The following is a 22,287-nucleotide window of genomic DNA, read 5'->3' on the forward strand; positions in this document are numbered from 1 at the left end:
TCAGGGGTGGCTGACAGGCTGCGGCTGCGATGGCGGCGGCTCGGCGAGAAGGGCGAGCGATGCAACGAGATGGGTGATGTCCTTTTCGAACGGCAGCGTCCTGTAGATCTCCGGATCGGCTTCGACATCGAACAGCGCCGTGTAGCCGTTGCCGAGGTACAGGCCGACGGCCTCCGGCTGGCGGAAGCCTGTCGTCAGGTAGATGCGGGAGTAGCCCTGCCGCGCGGCCTGGGCTTCGAGCTCGAGCAGAACCTTGCGGGCCAGCCCCTGGCGGCGCAGGTCGGACCGTGTCCAGATGCGTTTGAACTCTGCGGTGCGGTCGTCATAGTGCTTGAAGGCACCACCGCCGATCGTCTCGCCGTTGCGCACGAGCAGGACGAAATTGCCATGTGGCGGCGCGAAGGCCTCCGCCGGATAACGGTTGAGTTCCGCCGCAGCGCCCTCGTCGCTGAAGTAATTGCCGTAGCGGCTGTCATATTCGAAGATCAGTTCGTCGATCAGCGGCTTGGCGCGCGGATCGAGGGGGGTGGTGTAGAGAAACGTATCGCTCATGGGTTTCGCCAATCCCGTTTTCGTCATCGTGCGAGGAAGGTTTCGACCAGCCGCACCCAGTAGCGGGCGGCGGGCGCAATGATTGCGTCGTTGAAATCGTAGCTGGCGCTGTGGAGCGGCGCGCTGTCGCCATTGCCGACGAAGAGATAGCTGCCGGCCTTCTCTTCGAGCATGAAGGCGAAATCCTCGCTCGCCGTGCGCGGCTTGAAGTCGTCGACGAGCCGGTCCGCGCCGAAGGCTTGGAGCGCGACGCTGCGCGCGAGCTCCGTCTCGGCGGGGTGGTTGATCAGGGCGGGGAAGCCCCGGCGGTAATCGACCTCGGCGACGGCCCCGAAACTTGCCGCCTGCGCCCGCGCCAGCGCCGGAACCCGTTCGCTCAGCAACCCGCGAGTGGCTTCTGTGAAGGCCCGCATGGTGAGTTTCAGCACCACGCTTTCCGGGATGACGTTGGAGGCGGAGCCGCCGTGAATGGAGCCGACGGTGACGACGGCCATTTCCTGCGGATCGACATTGCGCGACACCACGCTTTGCAGCGCCGTGATCAGCGAGGCTGTCGCCAGCACCGGGTCGACCGTCGACTGCGGCTCCGCGCCGTGGCCGCCCTTGCCGACGATCGTGATGTTGCACTGATCGACCGATGCCATGGCCGGGCCGGCGACGAAGCCGAACTGGCCCGACGGAACGCCCGGCCAATTGTGCAGGCCGAAGACGGCATCGACGGGAAACCGGTCGAACAACCCTTCGGACAGCATCTTGCGCGCGCCAGCACCGATCTCCTCGGCCGGCTGGAAGATCAGCCGCAACGTGCCGTCGAAACGTCCGGCCTCGGACAGATAACGGGCGGCGGCCAGAAGGATCGCCGTATGGCCGTCATGGCCGCAGGCATGCATGACGCCGCGATGGATGCTCGCATGGGCAAGGCCGGTCGCCTCCTCGATCGGCAAGGCGTCCATGTCGGCGCGGATACCGATCCGGCGCGCGCTTTCGCCCCGGCTCAAGGTGGCGACGACGCCGGTTCCGGCAATGCCCGTTGCGACCTCATAGCCCCAGGATCGAAGCCGTGCGGCGACGATGGCGCTGGTGCGGTGTTCCTGAAACGCAAGCTCCGGGTGCCGATGGAGGTCGTGTCTCAGCGCAACGATCTCCTCGAGATAGGCGCCGATGCCGCGCTCGATCGCGTCGCCTGCCTGTGCGTCCTTGACGATCATGTTCATGGGCGGTTCCGTCGGCGCCTTAGGCGCCGACGGCCCTTCCCTGCTCGATCGCGTCTGCCGGTAGCGCATAACGGCTTTCACGATAGGGCAACCCCAAATGGTCGCGCAGCGTTTCGCCCTTCAGGTTCGGGTCGAAATAGCCGCGCTGCTCGAGGATCGGCAGCACATAGGTGGCAAAATCCTGGAGCCCCTCGGCAATGACCGGGAAACCGAGGATGAAGCCGTCAGCCGCATCGGTCTCGACCCAGCGGATGATCTCGTCGGCGATATGCTCGGCCGTACCGATGAAGGCTGTTTTCGGCGTCGCGACGTCGAGCGCGATCTCGCGCAAGGTCTGGCCGGTCTCGCGTGCGGTCTTCTTGATGCGATCCGTCGTCGCGCGAAAACTGTTCTTGCCGATGTCGCCGAGATCGGGGAACGCTTCATCCAGCGGATAGGCGCTGAAATCATGATGATCGAAGAACCGACCGAGATAGAGCAACGCCTCTTCGATCGTGACCAGCGCGCGGATCGCCTGGTATTTCGCTTCCGCTTCCTCTGCAGTCGCGCCGACGATCGGGGCGATGCCGGGGAAGAGGCCGATCTCGGCCGCCCGCCGTCCCTGCGCGATCGCGCTCTGCTTGACCTGCTTGTAGAAGGTTCGCGCGTCTTCGATCGGGCCACCATTGGTAAAGACCGCATCGGCGTGTTTGCCGGCCAAACGAATGCCTGAATCGGAAGCGCCCGCCTGGAAGATGACCGGCTGCCCCTGGCGCGAGCGGCTGATGTTGAGTGGCCCCTCGATGCGGAAGAAACGCCCCTTGTGGTTCAACCGGCGCAACTTGGTCTTGTCGACATAGGTGCCCGTCTCCCGGTCGCGCACGAAGGCGTCGTCGTCCCAGGAGTCCCAGAGACCCTTGGTCGCGTCGAGATATTCGTCGGCGATCTCGTAGCGCAACTCGTGTTCGGGATGCTCGCGGCCGTAGTTGCGCCCGGAGCCCTCGAGCGGCGACGTTACCGCGTTCCAGCCGGCGCGCCCGCCGCTGATCAGATCGAGCGAGGCGAACTGCCGGGCGATGGTGAAGGGATCGCTGTAGGAGGTCGAGACCGTTCCGACCAATCCGATTTTCGACGTCGATGCCGCAAGCGCCGACAGGATGGTCAACGGTTCGAAACGGTTGAGAAAATGCGGGATTGACTGCTCGTTGATGTAGAGACCGTCGGCGACGAAGGCGAAGGCGATGCCGGCGGCCTCGGCCTTGCGCGCGGTGTCGACGAAGAAGCCGAAATTGACGCTGGCGTCAGCCGGACCGCTCGGATGCTTCCAGGCGTTCATGTGGCCGCCTGGGCCCTGCAGCATGATGCCGAAGGTGACGCTCTTTCCGGAGTTGGGCTTTTTGGTCATGGACGGGATCCTTTTGCGGATGTTCAGGCGACGAGCGAAAGCCGCTCTCTGGCGATGAGCTCGATCGAAGCGAAGCGTTCGGCCGCGGGAAGGGCCGGCGTGTCGATCACGAATTCCTTGACGCCGTAGCGCCGGTGGAGCGCATCAAGCTCCTGGCGGACCTGGCGCGGCGTGCCGTGCAGCACGCTGGGGCTCTTTTCTTCCACCCGGTAGTCGCTCACACCGGCCTGGCGGGCGAATTCGGCGGCCTGTTCCTCGCTGCCGACATTGACGCTCTGGCCGTTGCCGAGGAAAACCTTGAAGATGCGCAGCCCTGCAACGCGCTCGCGGGCGTGCTCCTCGCTTTCGGCCGCCAGTGCCGCGACCGCCAGGATCGGGCGTCCGCCGCCGGTCGCACGCTCATAGGCGGCGACCGTTCGCTCGAGGTTTTCCGGATCGCCGTTGAGATGGGCCGCGAACACCAGCTGCCAGCCCTTGGAAGCGGCAAGTTCGGCGCTCTCGACGCTGGCGCCGAGCAGGAAACGCTCCGGCGGCTGCGCCGGCAGGGGCGTTGCCAGCAATGCTTCTTCGTCGGTTTTTCCGGACGCGAGGTAGCGGTTGAGGTCGCTCAATTGCTCGGAGAAATCCGGTTTGCGTTCGGGATCGATCCCGATCTGCAGCGCCCGAGTAGAGAGCGGAAAGCCGCCCGGCGCCTTGCCGACGCCAAGATCGACCCGGCCCGGCGCCAGCGCGGCCAGCAGGTTGAAGGTTTCGGCGACCTTGTAGGCGCTGTAATGCTGCAGCATGACGCCGCCGGAGCCGATACGGATCCTGGACGTGCGCGCCAGCAGATAGGCGATCAGCGTTTCAGGCGCCGAGCTGGCGAGCCCCGCCATGTTGTGGTGTTCGGCGAGCCAGAAGCGGTGATAGCCCCACTCCTCCGCTTTCGCCGCCAGCCTGGCTGTCGCCTGCAGCGCGTCGGTGGCGGTGCTGCCGGGATCGATCGGGCTCTTGTCGAGAAGGCTGAGAAGATAGGACATGCCGTGTGTTCCAGATTGTCTCGGCGCCGCCATCGGTCGCCATTAATCTATAAAACACATAGACAATATGTATTATAAGAAATGCATTTCTATTTCATCACGGGATAAGAGAAAAAAGCGGCCGGGGATTCGAGGTGTGCGCGGGTACGCTGGCGTGTCTGGCGCGCGGAAAGCGGCGGCACGGGCGCGCCGTTCAGGCAAGGGCGCTAGCACTACAACCTGGCTGTGGTCAGCAGGAGCGGCGAAGACAAAAGAGGCAGGTATCGGCGCGCGGCTTTGCCGCGCGCCGATCAGGCATCAGTTCACCGAGGTCAGCGTCATCGACGTGCCGGTCGCGGCAACGTTGAGACCGATCTGGCCGGTCACGCTCACCGTCTGCAGGTGGATGGCGCCGGCCGTCCCGCCGATGAGGATGTTGGCGCCGACGCCGGCCCCGAGGGTCGCCTCAGCCGTCGCCCCCTGATAGATGCCGCTGAGCGAACCCTTGTGGTAGCCGGCGGTCGGAGCAAACACGGCCCAGATCAGCCGGCTGCGGGTGGTGAAGCCGAGATCCACGCCAAGTTTGCGGATCGCGCCCGCATAACGATCGGAAGCTTCGGCGCCGACGGTCGAGCGGAAGACGCAATCGACTTCCTTGGCGGAGCCGAGCACATAGCCAGCACCGCCGGCGATGCTGCAATCGAGGTAGCCGATCTTCACGCCACCGCGCGCGTCGGGTTCCCTGTAGGGTTCCTTGTAGGTCGCAAGATCGGCCGCATTGACAGCCCACGCACCGGCAAACACCAGGGAGGTGGCGGCAAGCGTCATCGCAAGACTCTTTTTCATGGTTCGCTCCTTTTCGGGTCGTTATTGATCACGGTACTCGATCCTCCGGGAGAAAGGTTCGAGCAACAGAGATCGCACCGTTGAATGCCGATCGGACATTTCGAAGGCACCGCGCCGGACACGCGCGCGCCTCATGCAAGTTTGTGGCGGACTGTTGCTCCCGGAGAACACTTGACCGGAACAGCAGTCGCCGCCGACACGTGCCAAAGGCAGCTGCGCTACGTTAGACATAGGAGGGCGAGCGCGCGGGACCAGTGTGGCGCAAATGCCGCATGAGCGACGGTGGCGGACGCGTTGCGAGCGGGCAAGCACAAGCAGTGCAATCGGGTCAGCCCGGCCCGCGATCGAGGCCGGTGAGCCACCCGATGCCGATCAAGGCGATGATGATCGCAAGGACACAGAGGCCGACGACATACATCAGCGCGTATTCGGCGAGACGCGGAACCAACAGGAGCGTCTGCCACGACATGAGCGGGACGCCCCGCCATGCCGGCAGCTCATCTCGATTGAATGCCTCCAGCCGACGTACAAACATGCGCATGTCCACTCCCCCAGACAGCCGGCTAAACTGCACGCCGACAATTCCCGTTTGACCATCGCTATCCGGCTACCGTCGCGCCGGCCGAAAACGCGCAGCCTCCTGCTTCGTCCTCAGTGCAGCGGCGTCGCGCTTTCGGCGTCGCGCAATTGAAAGCCGCCGATTGCGAGCTTACCGTCGCCGAACGGAAGTGCCCGGCGTTGGCGAAGCTCGTCGTCGATGACGGCCTGCATGCCGGACTTGAATTTCCGGACACTGAACTGCGCGGTGTGCGCGCGGATCATCTCCGGACGGAAGGCGTCTTCGCGAGCCTCGAAAGCGTAGACGGCCTTGATCAGGGCCTCGACGCTCTGGTGCTCGAACAACAGACCCGTAAGGTTGGGTACAACGGTTTCAAGCGCACCGCCCGCCCCGAATGCAATGACAGGCCGGCCGCTGGCCATGGCCTCGACTGGCACGATGCCGAAATCCTCTTCGCCGGGGAAAACCAGGGCGCGGCAGCGCGCCAGCTTCTCCTTCAGGACCGCGAACGGCGCCCGTCCCAGGAAGGTTACCGTTGGGCCCGCCATGCGCTTCAACCGTGCGATGTCCTGTTCCTTGCCGTCGCCGATCACGACCAGGTTCTTGCCCATCTTCGTGAAAGCCTCGACCGCAAGGTCAATCCGCTTGTAGGGAACGATCTGGCCCGCGCAGAGATAGAAGTCCTCGATCTGCGTCGATGGCGCGAAATCCTCCGTGCTGACAGGCGGGTAGATGACGGTCGCCGGACGTCGGTAATACTTGCTGATCCGGGCTGCGACGTGATGGGAATTGGCGACGAAGCGATCGACCCGCATGCTGGTATTGACGTCCCAGCTGCGCAGCATCGGCGCCAGCACCGGCATCATCATGCGCGACAGCAGGCCCGCGCTCGACCGATAGGCGTGGTAGTGATCCCAGAGGTAGCGCATCGGCGAGTGGCAGTAGCAGATGTGGGCCGCATGCGGCGGCGGAATAATCCCTTTCGCCGGCCCGGACTCGCTTGAAATGATCAGGTCGTAGCCGCTGAGGTCCAGGCTTTCGAGCGCAAACGGCATCAGCGGCAAGAACGACTGGTAATGCCCGATCGCGCCGGGAATGCGCTGCAGGAAGGACGACGTGATCTTGTGCCTCTTGATCGTGTCCGACACGTGGCCGGGATCGTAGACCAGAGTGAAGATGTCAGCCTCGGGATAGAGATCGCAAAGCGATTCGATCACCTTTTCCCCGCCCCGCATCGATACCAGCCAGTAATGAACGATTGCGACGCGCATAGCGCTCCCCTCTGCAATGATCCTGCTGCAGCATGGGGCACACGGGGCACGCGTGCACAGAGCCAAGAACGGTCCGAGCGTGCATCCGAAGGAACGAGTGTCCTACTCGAAAGGTTTAGGGGCTACCCGCCACCGAGGGGCATTTGGCAGGCTGCCGGGGTCACCCTATCCGATGGTGCCGAGGGTTTAGGGCCATTCCCCTAAAGGGATTAGCCGCGATTAGACGGCAGGGAATTTACCTCACGCGTTTTGGGCCGACAATCATTCCGATACGCCACACCGGACTTTGAGCAGTCCGGCCCGGTTGCGCACAGGAACACCAGCGAGGCCCCATGCCCCATGCCGACCACCGTCTTCTCCGCCGCCTGTCGTCGCTGGGCCGCGCTTCGACCTTTTGTCTGGCAATCGGCCTGAGCACGCTTGCCCCGCTCTGTCAGGCCAATGCCGAGCCTGTGTTCCGATTGCAGCCGCAGACGAGGGTCAAGGTCGCGATCGTCGAATGGGTCGCAGCGACAGGCGAATACAAGGAATGGACCGCGCTCAACGGCGAATATGTCGTGTCGCCCGCCGGCACGATTTCGGTGCCGCTCGTGGGTGAAGTCAAGGCCCGTGACCGCACGCCCGCGGAACTCGCGGCCACCATTGCCGATCTCCTGAAGCAGCGCACCGGCCTCAGCAAGGCGCCGGAGACCTCGGTCGAGGTTGTCCGCTATCCCATGATCTACGTGACCGGCCTCGTCGACCGGCCGAGCGAACTGGAGTTCCGACCCGGCATGACGGTGATGCAGGCGGTGGCGATGGCCGGTGGGCGCGAGCGCCGCACCAACCCCGCAGGCGGCTACTCCGACATGGAGCAGATCCGCTACACCGGCGAACTGAACCGGATGGAACTGGAGATGATGCAGCTGGCCGCCCGGCGCGCCCGGCTCAGGGCAGAGTTCACCGACAGCACCAAGGTCGAGTTTCCCCAGGCGCTGAAGACGTCCAACGGCGCCGCCATCCAGCAGATCGTGCGCGACGAGAGCACGCTGTTCGACGCCAGGCTCGAGGCAATGCGCCGCCAGCTCGATTCCCTTGCCGAACTTGGCGCGCTTCTCAAGAACGAAATCGACGTGCTGGAGGAAAAGACGACCGTCCAGCAGCATCAGATCGACATTTCCCAGGACGAACTCAAAGGCGTATCGAAACTGGTGAGCGACCAGACCGTGACGAAGTCGCGCCAGACGGCTCTCGAGCGCATCGTCGCCGAGCTGCAGAGCGAGAAGCTCGACCTCCAGGTCGCCGCCATGCGCGCCAAGCAGAAGCTCAGCGAGACCGAGCGCGATGCGGTGACCTTGCAGGGTCAGCGCCGCACCGAGGCTGGTCGCGACCTGCAGACGACGGAAGCATCGATCGAGGATCTGAAGCTGAAGCGCAGCACGACGCTGCAACTGCTGCAGATCAACGGTGCGTCCCTCTCCCGTTTCGCCGACATGAAGGCAATGGACCTGGAGCCGCTGGAGTACTGGATAACCCATGGCGGCGGCACGGACCCGGCTGTGAAAGTCACGGAAGCGACGCTGCTGGTTCCAGGCGACGTGCTCGACGTGCGCTCGGCGCTGACGGCGGCGCTCGACAACAAGCTTCTGACATCCGTGGGCATCGAACAGTCCCAGTAGCAACAGCTGACCGACTGAGGCGCAATGTATTTCGTGGGGAACAGCAATGGTCGTGCATGATATCTCGAAAATCGTTCTGGATGAGAGCTTCGAGGCCAAGCGATCGGCCGGCCAGGAGAGCATATCCTTCCGTGACGTCTCGGACTTCCTGCGGCGACATCTCGTGCGCATCGGCATATGTGCGATCATCGGCCTGGCGCTCGGCGTCCTTTACGTCCTCAATACCGCTCCGACGTTCACCGCGACAGTCCGCCTGGTAATCGACCCCGAACAGGGCCGCATCGCCTCGCAGGACGCCTCGACGGGGACGATCATCATCGAGGCCGCCGAAATCGCCAGCGAAGTCGAAATCGTCAAGTCCGAGGCGATCGCCCGCGCCGTCATCGAACAGCTCGACCTGACCAACGATCCCGAGATCGTGGGTGGCGGCGTTTCGATCCGCGGCTTGATCGGCGCGCTGTTTTCGTCGGGGTCCAAGAGCGCCGACGGCGATGCGGCAGACGATGAATATCTGATGCGCCGCACCATGGCCGCCTTCCTGTCACGCGTCACCGTGCGGCGTGTCGGGCAATCCTATGTGCTGGAGATCGGCTATTCCTCGACCGACCCGCAAAAGGCTGCCAAGACCGCCAATGCCATTGCCGGCGCTTACATCCGAACCGGCATGAACGAGAGATCGGACGCCGCGAAAAGCGGCGCCAAGTGGCTCGAAAGCCGCCTGATCGAAGTCGGCGCGCAGGCGCGCGCCGCGGCCATGACCGTCGAGGAATTTCGCGCCAAGAACGACATCACCACGGTCGGCACCGCATCGACGCTCGACCAGCAGCAGCTGTCGGAACTCAGCAGCCAGATGCTGGCGGCGCGCGCCGCGACGGCGGCTGAATCGGCCAAGCTGATGACCCTGCAACAACTGATGTCCAAGGACACGATGGTTGCCAGCGTCAACGACAGTCTCGACAATCCCCAGATCCAGAAACTGAACGAGGAAATGCGGCTCGCGGCCGCCAAGCTCGACAATCTGAAAGTCCGTTACGACAGTGGAAACCCCGCAATTATCGCTGCACAGGCGGATATTGCGCGGCTTGACGCGTCGCTTCGCAATGAATTCCTGCGCATCGAGCAATTTTACAAGTCGAATGTCGAGATCGCCAAGACCCGGGAGAAGCTCCTGGAAAGCGAACTTGCCAATCTGACGGCGACTGGCGCCGGCAAGAATGTCGCCCGGGTCGAACTCTCCGAGATGGAGAGCCGGGCAACGACCTATCGCAACATGTATGAGGGCATTCTCCAGCAGTTGATTGGCGCGCTGCAGAAGCAGTCCTTTCCTCTCGGCAAGGCCCGTATCGTGACGGCGGCCACCGCCCCGCTCAGCAAGACTTGGCCCAAGCCGTCAACCATCATGCCGTTTTCCCTGATGTTCGGACTGGCGACGGGGTTGATGCTGTCGGTCCTGCGCGACGGCCTCGACCGGCGCGTCAGCTCCAGCGAGCGGCTGCGCGCCGAACTCGGCATCACCTCGCTCGGGCACGTGCCGATGTTCAGAAGCAGTCCGCGCCCCCACCAGCCGCCGATCGCCTCCACCATGCTGCCGCTGCGCTCGGTGCTGGACATGCCCTACTCCCGGTTTTCCGAGGCGTTGCGCGGCGTCAAGAACTCGGTCGATTCCGCCTTCCCCTCCAATGCTTCGGCCGTGATCGGCGTGACTTCGGTCGGCCCCGGCGAGGGTAAGACGACGATCGCTGCCAACCTCGCCCAGCTCTACATGAACGAGGGAACCTCGGTGCTGCTCGTCGACGCGGATTTCGTCGGTTCCCGCCTCAGCCGCGTGACCACGGAAGACGGCGCCGGCTTCGGCATGGAAAGCCTGCGCATCCTCGGCATTCCCGGCCAGTATTCCAGAAGGCGGTCGAGCGAGGCGGCGCAGCATGTCGAGGACTTCGACGGCAAGGCGGTGCGCTGCGTGCCGGTCCTGACGGTCGACCAGACACGCAAGGCCGCGGTCGCCCACCAGCGCTACGGCCACCTGCCGGCACTGAAGTCGGAACTCGAACTTTTGCGGCAGCGCTACAAGGTGATCATCGTCGACATGTCGGGTTTCGAGGATTCGGCCGACACCCGCGTCATCTGTACCTATCTCGACGGCATCGTCGTGGTTCTCGGACAATCCGACAAGATGACCGTCGAACGGTTGAGCGAGGCGCTGTCGACGTTCGGCAAGTCGCGCGTCGCCCTGCTCGGCGTCATTTCCAACAGAAGCGACGGCCCTCGCCGTACCAACATCCGCTGGGACCGAAAACAATGGCGCAAGTTCAGAAAATGATACCGGAGACGGAAAGCCGTCCCGAAGCCCGCCCGGTGACGGTCGCGATCGGCATCCCGAGCTGCGGACGCAAGGACATCCTGTCCGCCGTCCTGCCCCTCATCAGCAGGCAGACCCGACAGCCGGACGAGATCTATGTCTGCCTGTCGTCGCCGGAGGACATGGATCCCAGCTGCGTCGCGGGGCTTTCTGCCCGGGTCATCGTCATCATCTCCGAACGTGGCAGCTGCCGGCAACGCAACCGTATCCTCGCCGCTGCCAGATCGGATGTCATCCTGTTTCTGGACGACGACTTCCTGATGGCGCCCTCCTATATCGAAGAGGTCGGGCGGCTGTTCTCCGAGAACGAAGATGTCGTGGTCGCCACGGGCACGCTGATTGCCGACGGCATCATCGGGCCCGGAATTTCGGTCGACAGCGGCCTGCAACTGATCGAGGCCGACCTGGCGAAGCCGCGGCCGGCGCCGACCGTCAAGCCGATCTACAACGCCTATGGCTGCAACATGGCCGTCAGGACCGGCCCGGCGCGCGACGCGGAACTCAGTTTCGACGAGAACCTGCCGCTCTACGGCTGGCTTGAGGACGTCGATTTCAGCCGGTTGGCAGCAACGCTCGGTCGCGTGGTGCAGGCAGACAGCCTCGTCGGCGTTCATCTCGGGACCAAGAAGGCGCGCACCCCCGGCATCAAGTTCGGCTACTCGCAGATCGCCAATCCCATCTACCTCATTCGCAAGGACACGATGAGCATCCGGCATGCCGGCGTGCAGATCGTGCGCAACCTCATTGCCAATGTGGTCAAGGTCTGGAGACCCGAGCCCTGGGTCGACCGGAAAGGGCGCTTGCGCGGCAATGCCCGCGCATTCCTCGATCTGCTTGCCGGTCGGCTCGCGCCGAAAAACGTCGAAGGGCTCGAGTGATATCATGACGGCAATCACTCCCGACCGCGTGGTCGTCATCAACGATCGCTCCATCAGGGTCGGGGGTGCGACGAACCTCGCGATCCTTTCGGCCGAACTTCTGCAGCAGCGCGGCATATCGGTGACGTTTTTCGCCGGCGACGGCACGCCCGCCGAAAAGCCGACCGCAGACATGATCAATCTCGACGCCCTTCCCTTGCTCGAGCGGCGGCGAAGCGAAGCGCTGCGTCTCGGTCTCTACGATCCCTATGTCCACGATGCCTTGAGCGGGTTGATCGCCAGTCGCGACACCCCATCGACGATCTATCACGTGCACGGCTGGTCGAAGATCCTGTCGCCGGCGATCTTTCGGTCACTTTCGCCGGTGCGCGACCGCGTCGTCCTCCACGCGCACGACTATTTCCTCGCCTGCCCCAACGGCGGCTTCGTCAATTTCCGCGCCAACCGCGTCTGCGACCTGAAGCCGATGTCTGGGCGTTGTCTTGCGACCCAGTGCGACAAGCGTGGGCTGCATGAAAAAGCCTGGCGCACGGCGCGGCACATGCTGCGAGAACAGCTTTTCCCGACGAAACGAATGGCCGCAAACATCATCGCCGTGCATGAGAGGATGCGGACCTACTTCGAGCGCGCCGGCATGGACGCCAGCCAGGTGGTGACGGTCCGCAATCCGGTCGTCCCATTCGTCGACCACCAACTTCGCCCGTGGGCCAACCGGAACTTTGTCTTCGTCGGCCGGCTGGAGCCCGAAAAGGGGTTCGAGGATGCGGCAAGGGCAGCGAGCCTTGCCGGGGTGCCGCTGCATTTCATCGGCGATGGCGCCGGTCGCGCGCTGATCGAAAAGACCTATCCCGAGGCGATCGTTCACGGTTGGAGAACCAGGGAGGAGATGCGCGATATCATCGGCAGCGCCCGGGCCGTGGTCGTCTCGTCGCGTGTGCCCGAACCGTTTGGGCTCGCGGCACTCGAAGCGGTTTCCAGTGGCATACCGGTCATCGTACCTGACGCCGCCTTGCTCGCCGACGAAATCGCGAGCCTCGGTTGCGGCCTGAAATTCAGCATCGGCAACGTCGAGGCGCTTGCCGATGCAATGCGTGTGCTCGCAGCCGACGACAGACGTCTCCAACACATGAGCGGCAACTGCTTGCGGCATGCAGCAAACCTTGCCCATACGCCCGAAACCTGGGCGGACGCCTTGATCGATCTCTACGACCACGTTTTGCGAAGGTCCCGCCGAACCGGAATAGATGTCCGCGACTATCACCACCCATTGCCGATGCGTGCGGGCGATCTCAGCCGCGAGGACGTGTCGTGAGGCGGTTTCGCGCCGCATACGGCACGCGCTGCCGGCATGTCTTGCTGCCTCACGGCGGGCCCCTGGCTTCCCGGTTAGGCAGTTTACGCGCAGGCTCGATCTTCCTGCCCGGCGTGTACCTCCATTGGACTAGGCCCTGCCCTTCAGGGTCGATTGAAAATCAAGGCAGCCGCTGGCAGCCTGTGAAGGAAGAACGGTGCTTGGAGGGGTGAACGATATGCTGTCCGTATCTGATGGCGCTGCACGACAAGGCCATACCGCGCGCGCCGCCATCGCAGCCCGCCGCGCCAGCAGATCCAAGCGTCTGATCGACGTCGGCGTATCCATTCTGGCGCTGATCTTCCTGGCGCCGGCACTGGCCGTGATCGCCATCGCGCTGATGATCGTGGACGGAAGGCCCATCCTGTTCCGGCAGTCCCGCGTCGGCGCACAGGGAAAGATGTTCGAATGCCTCAAGTTCAGGTCCATGCGCCTCGACGCGGCCGAACGGCTGGCCGAACTTTTGGCCTCCGATCCGGAGCGAAACAAGGAGTGGATGGAAAAGCGCAAGCTCGTCGGCGACCCGCGCGTGCATTGGCTGGGCAAGATCCTCAGAATGACGTGCCTGGACGAGCTGCCGCAATTCTACAACGTGCTGCGTGGGGATATGAGCCTGGTCGGACCACGGCCGATTTCACCGGAGGAGACCGAGAAATACGGCCCCAACCTCCACTACTACACCGCGCTGAAGCCCGGCATCACCGGGATGTGGCAGGTCCGAAGAAAGCCGGACACCACCTATGACGAGCGTGTGCAGTTCGACATCGATTATTTTCAGTCCCGATCGATCTACCTGGACATGGTGATCATCATCAAAACGGTCGGCGTCGTCCTCTTTGCAACAAACGAGACCTGACGGGCGGTTACCAGATGAACAAGAATACGGCCGCCCAGAAGATGAGGCACAGCAAGACCACGGACCAGCGAATGGCAAGCTTGGTGTTCCATGAAGGCCGATTGGTCATGGCGCCCTCTTTTTCCAACGACATCCGTCTCAACATCAGCTGCGAACTCCCCTCTCCCGTTGACCTCACCGACATCTCCCTGGCGACCACGGACCAGGAGGTGCGGATGTATCGCGGGCGCCACTGTTCACGCCATAGCCCAACTTGTAGCCCGAAACCGGCTATACCCGAATCATGGCTACAACGCACACCATACCTTAGGAGTTGCGAATTTTCTGCAAACAGGGGCAATTTCGCAACAGTCGGTGGGCGAAACCCTTGGCGCGCGGCCGTGCTCGAGCCCGTGCCGTCTTCCGACCCGCGCCGCTTCCTCCCGGTCGTGGTGCAATGATGCCCCGCTGGATAGCGACGGCAACGCTCCCGCTGCGGCGATTTTTGCCCGGATCCTCCCGCACCTTGCGCCTTCCCGATCTGATCGGCGACGGCTTTGCCGCTCTCAGCGCGAAGGTTATTTCGCAGGCTGCCCAGCTGTCGATCTTCATCGTCGCAGCGCATGTGCTGGCAGCCGCCGAATTCGGCTTCTTTGCCTTCGCATCCTCCTTCGCCATCTTCGTTCTTGTCGTTGCCGAGGGTGGCTGGGGCGAATTCGTCATGAAAGGCGGCGTCGAAAAGACGGACATCGACCAGCTTGCGACCCTGTCTATGCTTTCGGGTCTCATCGCCACGATCCTCGGTCTTTCCACCGCGGCCACGATCTACATGCTCGGCCACGGCTGGAACGCGCTGCTGATCGCCCTTTTCAGTTCCTGGTATCTGCCGGCATCGCTCTCGACCGTCTATGACGGCATCCTGATTTCGCAGGGGCGATTGCGCGGCCAATCGGTCATCAGGATCGCCGCCGAGATCATCGGCCTGCTCGTCGCGATCGGCGGGCTTTCGCTCGGGTGGAACATCGTCGCGCTCATCAGCGGGCGCCTGGCGCAACAGTTGACGATGCTGGTTGCTTCGATGATCCTGGTGCGGTGGCTGCCGCGCCTGCGCCTGCAGCGCGCCTACGTCGCGCAAGTTCTGGAGTTCTCGCGCCACATCGTCGCCAACCGGCTCGTGGTGTTCTTTCGTTCCTATGCCGGCACACTGGTGGTCGGCAGCTTCCTCGGCCTGGCCGAAGCCGGCTACTATCGCGCCGCCGAACGGATCGTCGCCGCCTTCTCCGAACTCATGGGCGAGCCGGCACGAATGCTCGCATGGATCCTGTTCGGCCGCGCTGCCGGCAAGGACAAGGGCAATGCCGACCGGGCGGCGATCGGGGCGTTTGCCACCACTTTCATGACGGTGCTGATGGCGATATCGACACCGATCTATCTCGGCCTTGCACTGATCTCGGCGGAGCTGATCGACGTCGTGCTCGGCGAAAAATGGGCACCGGCAGCCATCCTCGTTGCCATTCTCGCCGCCAAACAGACGCTTCTCATTCCGGGCTACGTGACCGAACCGCTGCTTTCCTTGAGCGGCAAGATCCACCGGATGCCGAGGGCCGTGATGCTGAACGGCGCGATCTCGGTCGGGCTGATTATCCTGCTGACCCCGTTCGGGGCGGTCGCGACGGCGCTCGGACAATGTGTGGCCGCCGTGTTCTCGTTCCAGATTTCCATGCGCCTGCAATCGCGCGAGGGCGAGCTTGCGTGGAACCGCGTTCTGCGCGACTGCGGCCTCGTGGCGATCGCCGTCTGCGCCATGGCGGCAGCGGTCTTTCTCTTCGGCCGGATCGCCGAGGCGTCGTCGCTGAGGCAGATGTCGACGATCGCGCTGCAGGTGGTCGCCGGAGCGGCAATCTATGTCGCGGCACTCGCCGTCCTGCAGCGATGGAGCGATGCGCTCCGGCCGATCTTCGCGTTCGGCCGCCACGGATGAGGAACGCAGACAGCAACACGGACGCGGCAACCAGGGGAGACACATCGTGCTGACCAGCGATATCAAGAACACCGCCTACCCGCTTCTGCGCAGCGCCGTGCGCAGCCTCAACCGCTCCTTGACCACGCTGAAGGCAGCGGGCGGCCGGCTGCGCTATCTCTCGCCCTTTCCGCAACGCTTTACGGGCGCCTACGGCTCGTTCGAAGACGCCATCACGGCTGCCCGCTCCAATGGGCTTGCCGGCTACGATCACGACGAAATCGCCGCGGTCGCCTTCGACAAGATGTGCCAGGTCGCGCCCTGGGATTATCCGGTGCTTTTCTGGATGCGGCAGGTGATCGACGAGATCGACGGGCTGGTGGATGCCGGCGGCCATATGGGCACGAAATACCGGGCGTTCCGCGACCTGCTCGCGCTCGAAAACTCCTTCCGCTGGGTGGTCTACGACTTGCCGGCGATCGTGAACGCGGGCCGGAAGAGAGCCGAACAGGACAGGCTCGACAGCCTGCATTTCGTCGACCGCATCGCCGATGCCGGCCCCGTGCCGCTGTTCCTCGGCTCCGGTCTGCTGCAATATCTCGATGTGCAGCTGTCGGACCTGCTCGGCCGCATGCCAGCACTTCCTCGCCACCTGCTGCTGAACAAGGTGGCCCTGAGAAAGGGCAGTCCTGTGGTGACGTTGGAGCGCATCGGCAAGGCGATCGTGCCTTACCAGATGCGCAACGAGGAGGCGCTGCTGCGCGACATCCAGCGGCTCGGATACCGCCTCGTCGACCGCTGGTCGATCCCGTCACTTTCCCATGTGATCGAAACACACCCGGAGCTCGGACCGAGCGAAAGCGCCGGCTTCTACTTCCGGCTGCCCTGACAATCGCAAAGCGGTAACGATGGGGCCGGGTATCAACGCCCGGCTGGAACGACGACGTCCTGGGTAACGACCCGCGGCGTTGCCGTCGCCGTCGGACGGCTTTCGAGCCGCGCTTTCAAGTGATCGGCGAGACGCATCGCCAGACCGAGCGTCATCAACGTCGGGTTGGCGTGGCCGGGCGTCGGAAAGACCGAGCTGCCGGCGACGAACAACCCCTCAACTCCATGCACCATCGCATTGGCATCGACCACGCTTGTGGCCGGGTCGTTGCCCATGCGTGTCGTGCAGGAGGGATGCGCCATGTCGGTGAACGCGGCCTTGGCGTCTTCGTCCCAGGCGATCCAATCGACCAGATGCGGCTGTGGAAGCGCGTTGCGCCCGAATTCGGAGACAAGCGCCCGCGCCAGCCGTTTGACGCTCTGCAATTCCGTCGAGCCGATTTTCCAGTCGACGCGCGGCAAGGGCACGCCATGACGGTCCACCTTTTCAGACAACGTCACGCGGCTTTCGGCATCGAGCTTCTGCTCGACCATCACGTCGAAGCGCAACTCGTCAGACCGATGCATCATTCCGCGCTTCTGCACCATCCGGCGGTAGGTTCCCTTGGCGAGGAAAGCAGGCGACCGTGCGACGACGGCCAGATCGCGTGCCAACCGCGTGCGATCGCCGCGCATCAGTCGTTTCAGCGCCGCCCAGGGGTCGGTAACCGCATGGACCTGCACGGGATAGGCCGCGCAATTGACGAGCCCTTCCTGTCTTTGCACCGTGGGGCTCAGCCGCAGGCCGTGCAGATAGAACTGGGTCCGACCTTGATCGGCAAGGCCGTAGAAGTTGAAGTGCCGTGCCACGGCATCGATATCCGCCCGGTCGAAGCGCAGGAGCGTTGAGCGCGGGTGATCGGCGAGGTAACGCCCGACAACATCGCGGCTATTGCCGATGCCGGACGGCATCACCGATCGGGAGGCCAGCAGCAGGCGCGCGTTTTCGATGCCGCCGGCACACAGCACCACCGCCTCCGGTCGCACGCTTGCGCGGCCTCCCTCGGGGCTGCGCACATCGAGCGATGCGACGCGCCTGCCGTCCGGGTCGAGATGGACCTGCGTAACGGTCGCATGCGTCAGGATATCGATGTTCGGGGCGACGAGCTCCGCGGCCACATGCGCAAACCGCATGGGCTCGCCACGCCGATTGCGCTCATGGCTGAACTGCCAGAAGAACGGATGCAGCAGATCGCGGTCGAGGCCGAGATCGTCAGGAGGCGAATGCAGAAGCTCAAACAGCTGCTCGTCATAGAAATTGGGGCCGATATTGAGCAAGCGCGCAGCGCGATCGAGCGTCGGCCCCAGGCTTTCGCGCGTCATCGGCCAGCCCGACACCGGCAACCACGACCGCCGTTCGAAATCGATGTCGTCGAAGCTTGCGCATTTGCCGATCCAGGTATGCGTGCTGCCGCCGAGCACCCGGTTGCGCAACTCGAATGGCGCAATGTCGTTCAGCCAGGCGAGGCTTCCGTTATACCCCCGCCCCGGGCTTTCGACCCCTTCGCGTGGCATCGGCTCGCCAATATTTTCGACGGCGTTCAACGCCTGCCGTTCGGCTTCGAAATCAGCGCCGCCACTTTCGATGATCAGCACGCGGCAACGGCTGCCGGCAAGTTCCCGGGCGATCGTCAGACCGACGGGGCCGCCGCCGATGATTGCGACATCGGCACGAAACTCGGCATCTGAAGGGGTCGATCGGAGGTCACGGATCGGCATGAAGGAAACTCCCGCGGGCTACATACCGGTCGTAGCACCGGCGCCATCCGGCCGAAATCTGCCAATATGCATAGGGGAGTAGGGCAACTACTGATTTCGGCTAGCTCGAGCCTGCACACTTTGTCCATGGCCTGACCGGAAGTCCATTTTGAATCGACGCTGCCACCGGCCTAGGCTTGATTGTTGGGGCCGGTACCCAGCAGGCGATTTGTCCTTGTCCCTGAACGCCGATGATCGGCGCGAGCGGAAAGCCGGCCAGGATCGGAGGGTACGGCATGGCGCGTGTAGGTATCAGGGAGTGGCTGGCGCTCGCTCCGGTCTTTGCATCGGGCAACCTGGCTCGTTTCGGCGGTGACGGCAACGGACCGCTTACGCGCTTCGAAACGGATTTCGCCGCCAAGTTCGGCACAAACCACGTGCTGACGGTCAGCAGCGGGACGGGCGCCCTGATCGCAGCACTCGCCGCCGCCGGCATCGGGCCGGGCGACGAGGTGTTGGTGCCCGCCTATACCTGGATCGCGACTGCCGGCGCGGCGCTCGCCGTCGGCGCCATTCCGATCATCGTCGAAATCGACGAGACGCTGACGATGGATCCGGCGGACATCCTGCGAAAGATCACGCCCTATACCCGCGCCATCGTCCCCGTGCACATGGCCAACATGGTATGCGACATGGATCGCATCCTGCAGATCGCCCGCGAGCATGGCCTCGTGGTGATCGAAGATGCCTGCCAGGCGGTCGGCCTGACATACAAGGGCGTGCGCGTCGGCACGATCGGCAATGCCGGCGCCTTCAGCTTCAATCAGTTCAAGAACATGAATATCGGCGAGGGCGGGGCGATCGTGACCGATGACGACCAGCTCTTTGCACGAGCGCGGATGTATCACGACATCGGCGCGCTGTTTCGCGGCCATCTCGACAATGCCAATGAACCGCCCATGCTCGGTGTCAACCTCAAGGCCAGCCAGATCCAGGGCGCCATGCTGAACGTACAGTTGAAGAAGCTGGATCCGATGATCCGCCGCATGCGCCGTCGCTACGAGGCGATTGCCGAGATCCTGTCGGCCAGCAGCGGTATGCGCATCGGTCCGCACAACGATCGCGACCACGCAGCCGGCCTCCACGTCATTTTCGACACCGCCGAGGAGGCGCGTACCTTTGCCGCCGAAAACAAGCGCGGGGTCTATCGGCCCTACGATTCCAGCCGCCACGTCTACAGCAACTGGCTTCCGGTGCTGGAACAGCGCACGGCAAATCCGAAGATGAACCCCTATGCCTGGGCACACCGCAAGATCGAATACACCGCGGATATGTGCCCGCGCTCGCTCGACATCCTCAAACGGACCTGCCGCATCGGGCTCGGCGAGAACTATCCGTTGCCGCTCATGACCTACTTTGCCAGACGCATGCGCAGCCCGCGTCCCGCGTCGAAGGGGAGCCTCGTTTATGCGACCTAGCCTGATCCGGATCGGCCCCAACGTCATCGATGTCTGGCGCTGGAACCTCGATCCGAGCCCGTGCGACATCGATCGCCTGTTTCCACTGCTGAACGGCGAGGAAAGGACGCGCGCGGGGCGTTTCGTCTATCCCGAGCATCGCCAACACTTCATCGCCGGCCGCGCCGGCCTGCGCCTCGTGCTTGGACACTACCTTCGCATCCCGCCACACCGCATCGGCCTGACCTACAACGTCTTCGGAAAGCCGCGCCTTGCCGGGGCGGCCGAGATGCTCCACTTCAATCTCAGCCATACCGCCGACATGGCAATGCTTGCCGTTTCCGACCACTATCCCGTCGGCATCGATGTCGAAGCGATCAAACCGCTCAAGGAGGATGTCGCCGGACATTTCTTCTCCAGGCGCGAATGTGCGGCGCTCGCGCCCCTCTCGGGCGAGGACTACCTGCAGGCGTTCTATCGCTGCTGGACGCGCAAGGAGGCGTTCGTGAAGGCGCATGGCGCCGGCCTGTCGCTGCCGCTCGATTCCTTCGACGTGTCCGTCGATGCGGCATCGCCTCCCAGGCTCGAAGCCCTGGAAGGCGATAGTGATGCACCTTTGAACTGGAGCCTGTTCGACCTGGTGACCCCGCCGGGCTTCGCCGGCACGCTCGCGGCGCTCACCCTCGGCAATGCCGTCCAAGTTCGCGAATGCGATGAAGAGGTTCTGGCACTCAAAGCGTCAGTCGCGCATCCAGCACATAACGATCCCCAGCGGCGTCAAAATGGTGGCAGCCGAGCAATCCGGGCTTGAAATCGGGCTTGATCGTCCGGATGCACCGTTCCCGGTAGTTCTCCAGGTCCAGCTGTTCGATCTCCATGATGTTCAGGCCATAGCCGTAGACGCCGTGCGCATTGTGCTGCGACGGGCGGAAGACCCGCCCCTCGCGGGCAAATATCCGGCCGGCATTGCGCGCAAAGGTGCTGCCGAGCACCACCGGATTGCGCTTGTGCGGCGTGATGCGCGCAAGGCCAGGCCCGTCGACTTCGAAGACATGCAGTTCGCTGCAGTGATCCTCGAAGGCGTGGAACTCCGAGAGATTGGTGAACAGCCACCAACGGCCGTCATGCCGCGTCAGCACGCTGTCGGCGGCCGACATGCCGTTGAGCGCCGTCGCATGCAGCTCCCACTTCAGCGGAAACTCGACGCAACGCCAGATCTCGATGCGCTTGGACTGGTGGGTCTCCGGCATCATGAAGATATCGTCGCCATCGCGAAAGACGAACGGGTAGGACAGATGGTAGTCGCAGTCGAGCGCGACACCCACCGGTTCAAGCCGATCGCCGTCGAACCGGCCGACCGCGATATGCGCCTTGCGGTCGCCATCGGCATAGGCCTCGTAGAACAGATAGCATTCGCCCTCGTGCTGCAGCAGAAACGGATCCGCCTTGATGTCCTTCGCCGTCGGCGGGATCTCGACGGAAATGCCCGGCTCGAAATCGTCGATCCGGCCGCTGCCGGTAAACAGCGTCCAGACCGCCGAACCGGTGCCGGCCTTGTGCTGCACTGCTTTCTTCAGTCGTCCGGCGAGGTTGCCGCTGAGGATGCCGAGATAGCGGGTCAGCTGATCGATCGATGGCGGCGCGGGTTGGCGGCGCGTCGGTAGCGGCGTCGTGATCAGTTCGCCGGTATCGGCCAGGCGCGACAGTTCGCGCAGAAGCAGCGTCGCTGCGCGCTCCTTGACGAAACTGATGTTCCTGACCGCACTGAACTTGATGTTGAAGGAGGAGGACGCGATGGCAACCGCCGACGCGGACGCACCCAGCCGGACATAGAGCGAAAGATCCACCGACGGCGCGCCGCTTGCGACCTCGAGGTAGCTGAACCACTCGCCGGCGCCCGATTTCTGGTCGGAAAACGACAACGCCCATTCGCCATGGGGCAATGCGCGCACGGCGTCGTCGGGCAGGCTGCTCGGCGTCATCCGGATCACGAGATCGAGGCCGAGCTCCGTCACCTGCGCGGCGATCGCACCGGGCTGCGTCGATGCCAACGGCACGATGCGCTGCTTGTGCGCATCGAAATTGCAGGGGTTGTAGGCCGACTGCCGACCGAAGGCCGCCTGCTCAAGCTGATGGGCGAGCTTGAAAAGCAAGGAGCGTTTGCCGACCCCGTAGGGTGATGGATGAACGAGCAATGCGGTCAGGGCATATCGAGGATCGGCGACGATGCGATCGAACACCATCAGCTGCCAATTCTCGAAATGTTCGTCCTGTTCGACCAGAACGCCGATGCGCAGGGGTAGGCTGGTGACACGCATGGATATTGCCTTCGCACGTCGC

The 22,287-nt window shown here is 63.7% G+C and carries 18 protein-coding genes; 9 read left to right on the top strand and 9 right to left on the bottom strand.

Annotation, left to right across the window (positions count from 1 at the left end; translation table 11 throughout):
- The 7 genes from RTP54_RS16890 to RTP54_RS16920 form a co-directional block, all read right to left on the bottom strand.
- The gene (locus tag RTP54_RS16890) at positions 1 to 552 is read right to left on the bottom strand and encodes a GNAT family N-acetyltransferase (protein ID WP_112807769.1); all 552 of its coding nucleotides are present in this window, start codon (positions 550 to 552) and stop codon (positions 1 to 3) included.
- Between the two features lie 23 nt (positions 553 to 575).
- Entirely contained in the window at positions 576 to 1,766 is a 1,191-nt protein-coding gene (locus tag RTP54_RS16895) for a M20 aminoacylase family protein (RefSeq protein WP_312364313.1), read from the bottom strand.
- Positions 1,767 to 1,785: 19 nt separating this feature from the next.
- The gene (locus RTP54_RS16900; protein WP_312364315.1) at positions 1,786 to 3,150 is read right to left on the bottom strand and encodes an LLM class flavin-dependent oxidoreductase; all 1,365 of its coding nucleotides are present in this window, start codon (positions 3,148 to 3,150) and stop codon (positions 1,786 to 1,788) included.
- Positions 3,151 to 3,173: 23 nt separating this feature from the next.
- Positions 3,174 to 4,169 (bottom strand): LLM class flavin-dependent oxidoreductase, encoded by a 996-nt coding sequence (locus RTP54_RS16905; RefSeq protein WP_112817740.1) that lies wholly within the window; start codon positions 4,167 to 4,169, stop codon positions 3,174 to 3,176.
- 297 nt (positions 4,170 to 4,466) lie between these two features.
- On the bottom strand, positions 4,467 to 4,994 hold the full coding sequence (locus RTP54_RS16910) for a DUF992 domain-containing protein (protein ID WP_112807763.1): 528 nt from the start codon (positions 4,992 to 4,994) through the stop codon (positions 4,467 to 4,469).
- A 328-nt stretch (positions 4,995 to 5,322) separates the two neighbouring features.
- Complete coding sequence (locus RTP54_RS16915; RefSeq protein ID WP_112807761.1) at positions 5,323 to 5,535, bottom strand: hypothetical protein; 213 nt, start codon at positions 5,533 to 5,535, stop codon at positions 5,323 to 5,325.
- Positions 5,536 to 5,645: 110 nt separating this feature from the next.
- Positions 5,646 to 6,824: a glycosyltransferase gene (locus tag RTP54_RS16920; protein WP_112807759.1), complete on the bottom strand. Its 1,179-nt coding sequence runs from the start codon at positions 6,822 to 6,824 to the stop codon at positions 5,646 to 5,648.
- Between the two features lie 332 nt (positions 6,825 to 7,156).
- Here RTP54_RS16920 and RTP54_RS16925 point away from each other — a divergent pair, with 332 nt between their 5' ends.
- The 7 genes from RTP54_RS16925 to RTP54_RS16955 all read left to right on the top strand — a co-directional run bounded on the left by RTP54_RS16925 (position 7,157) and on the right by RTP54_RS16955 (position 16,754).
- A complete protein-coding gene (locus RTP54_RS16925; protein ID WP_312364322.1) occupies positions 7,157 to 8,482 on the top strand; it encodes a polysaccharide biosynthesis/export family protein in 1,326 nt (441 codons plus the stop codon).
- 46 nt (positions 8,483 to 8,528) lie between these two features.
- The gene (locus RTP54_RS16930) at positions 8,529 to 10,802 is read left to right on the top strand and encodes an exopolysaccharide transport family protein (protein ID WP_312364324.1); all 2,274 of its coding nucleotides are present in this window, start codon (positions 8,529 to 8,531) and stop codon (positions 10,800 to 10,802) included.
- Positions 10,781 to 11,719, top strand: a complete 939-nt coding sequence (locus RTP54_RS16935) for a glycosyltransferase (protein ID WP_312364326.1) — start codon at positions 10,781 to 10,783, stop codon at positions 11,717 to 11,719. Before RTP54_RS16930 ends, RTP54_RS16935 begins: the two co-directional genes overlap by 22 nt.
- Positions 11,720 to 11,723: 4 nt before the next feature.
- On the top strand, positions 11,724 to 13,031 hold the full coding sequence (locus RTP54_RS16940; protein WP_312364328.1) for a glycosyltransferase family 4 protein: 1,308 nt from the start codon (positions 11,724 to 11,726) through the stop codon (positions 13,029 to 13,031).
- A gap of 217 nt (positions 13,032 to 13,248) precedes the next feature.
- Positions 13,249 to 13,926 (top strand): sugar transferase, encoded by a 678-nt coding sequence (locus RTP54_RS16945; protein WP_112807754.1) that lies wholly within the window; start codon positions 13,249 to 13,251, stop codon positions 13,924 to 13,926.
- 505 nt (positions 13,927 to 14,431) lie between these two features.
- Positions 14,432 to 15,886, top strand: coding sequence for an oligosaccharide flippase family protein (locus RTP54_RS16950; RefSeq protein ID WP_312364330.1), 1,455 nt, complete (start codon positions 14,432 to 14,434; stop codon positions 15,884 to 15,886).
- Between the two features lie 46 nt (positions 15,887 to 15,932).
- Positions 15,933 to 16,754: a methyltransferase, TIGR04325 family gene (locus RTP54_RS16955; RefSeq protein ID WP_312364332.1), complete on the top strand. Its 822-nt coding sequence runs from the start codon at positions 15,933 to 15,935 to the stop codon at positions 16,752 to 16,754.
- Positions 16,755 to 16,786: 32 nt separating this feature from the next.
- Here the strand turns inward: RTP54_RS16955 and RTP54_RS16960 are convergent, their stop codons facing one another.
- Positions 16,787 to 18,511, bottom strand: a complete 1,725-nt coding sequence (locus RTP54_RS16960; protein WP_312364334.1) for a GMC family oxidoreductase — start codon at positions 18,509 to 18,511, stop codon at positions 16,787 to 16,789.
- 275 nt (positions 18,512 to 18,786) lie between these two features.
- Here RTP54_RS16960 and RTP54_RS16965 point away from each other — a divergent pair, with 275 nt between their 5' ends.
- Together RTP54_RS16965 and RTP54_RS16970 are read left to right on the top strand one after the other, a co-directional pair.
- Complete coding sequence (locus RTP54_RS16965) at positions 18,787 to 19,968, top strand: DegT/DnrJ/EryC1/StrS family aminotransferase (protein WP_312364336.1); 1,182 nt, start codon at positions 18,787 to 18,789, stop codon at positions 19,966 to 19,968.
- Complete coding sequence (locus tag RTP54_RS16970) at positions 19,958 to 20,758, top strand: 4'-phosphopantetheinyl transferase family protein (RefSeq protein ID WP_112833060.1); 801 nt, start codon at positions 19,958 to 19,960, stop codon at positions 20,756 to 20,758. The genes RTP54_RS16965 and RTP54_RS16970 overlap by 11 nt, the downstream gene beginning before the upstream one ends.
- Here the strand turns inward: RTP54_RS16970 and RTP54_RS16975 are convergent.
- Positions 20,679 to 22,265, bottom strand: a complete 1,587-nt coding sequence (locus RTP54_RS16975) for a hypothetical protein (RefSeq protein WP_312364339.1) — start codon at positions 22,263 to 22,265, stop codon at positions 20,679 to 20,681. The two genes, RTP54_RS16970 and RTP54_RS16975, sit on opposite strands and share 80 nt — an antisense overlap.
- Positions 22,266 to 22,287: the final 22 nt, after the last annotated feature.

It is taken from the genome of Ensifer sp. (assembly GCF_031989085.1).
Lineage (GTDB): Bacteria > Pseudomonadota > Alphaproteobacteria > Rhizobiales > Rhizobiaceae > Ensifer.

Excerpts from the sequence above, each read along its gene's own strand:
- RTP54_RS16920 (WP_112807759.1), bottom strand. The coding sequence starts at position 6,824 with ATGCGCGTCGCAATCGTTCATTACTGGCTGGTATCGATGCGGGGCGGG.
- RTP54_RS16915 (WP_112807761.1), bottom strand. The coding sequence starts at position 5,535 with ATGCGCATGTTTGTACGTCGGCTGGAGGCATTCAATCGAGATGAGCTG.
- RTP54_RS16975 (WP_312364339.1), bottom strand. The coding sequence starts at position 22,265 with ATGCGTGTCACCAGCCTACCCCTGCGCATCGGCGTTCTGGTCGAACAG.
- RTP54_RS16895 (WP_312364313.1), bottom strand. The coding sequence starts at position 1,766 with ATGAACATGATCGTCAAGGACGCACAGGCAGGCGACGCGATCGAGCGC.
- RTP54_RS16930 (WP_312364324.1), top strand. The coding sequence starts at position 8,529 with ATGGTCGTGCATGATATCTCGAAAATCGTTCTGGATGAGAGCTTCGAG.
- RTP54_RS16900 (WP_312364315.1), bottom strand. The coding sequence starts at position 3,150 with ATGACCAAAAAGCCCAACTCCGGAAAGAGCGTCACCTTCGGCATCATG.
- RTP54_RS16970 (WP_112833060.1), top strand. The coding sequence starts at position 19,958 with ATGCGACCTAGCCTGATCCGGATCGGCCCCAACGTCATCGATGTCTGG.
- RTP54_RS16960 (WP_312364334.1), bottom strand. The coding sequence starts at position 18,511 with ATGCCGATCCGTGACCTCCGATCGACCCCTTCAGATGCCGAGTTTCGT.
- RTP54_RS16935 (WP_312364326.1), top strand. The coding sequence starts at position 10,781 with ATGGCGCAAGTTCAGAAAATGATACCGGAGACGGAAAGCCGTCCCGAA.
- RTP54_RS16965 (WP_312364336.1), top strand. The coding sequence starts at position 18,787 with ATGGCGCGTGTAGGTATCAGGGAGTGGCTGGCGCTCGCTCCGGTCTTT.
- RTP54_RS16940 (WP_312364328.1), top strand. The coding sequence starts at position 11,724 with ATGACGGCAATCACTCCCGACCGCGTGGTCGTCATCAACGATCGCTCC.
- RTP54_RS16925 (WP_312364322.1), top strand. The coding sequence starts at position 7,157 with ATGCCCCATGCCGACCACCGTCTTCTCCGCCGCCTGTCGTCGCTGGGC.
- RTP54_RS16905 (WP_112817740.1), bottom strand. The coding sequence starts at position 4,169 with ATGTCCTATCTTCTCAGCCTTCTCGACAAGAGCCCGATCGATCCCGGC.
- RTP54_RS16910 (WP_112807763.1), bottom strand. The coding sequence starts at position 4,994 with ATGAAAAAGAGTCTTGCGATGACGCTTGCCGCCACCTCCCTGGTGTTT.
- RTP54_RS16890 (WP_112807769.1), bottom strand. The coding sequence starts at position 552 with ATGAGCGATACGTTTCTCTACACCACCCCCCTCGATCCGCGCGCCAAG.
- RTP54_RS16945 (WP_112807754.1), top strand. The coding sequence starts at position 13,249 with ATGCTGTCCGTATCTGATGGCGCTGCACGACAAGGCCATACCGCGCGC.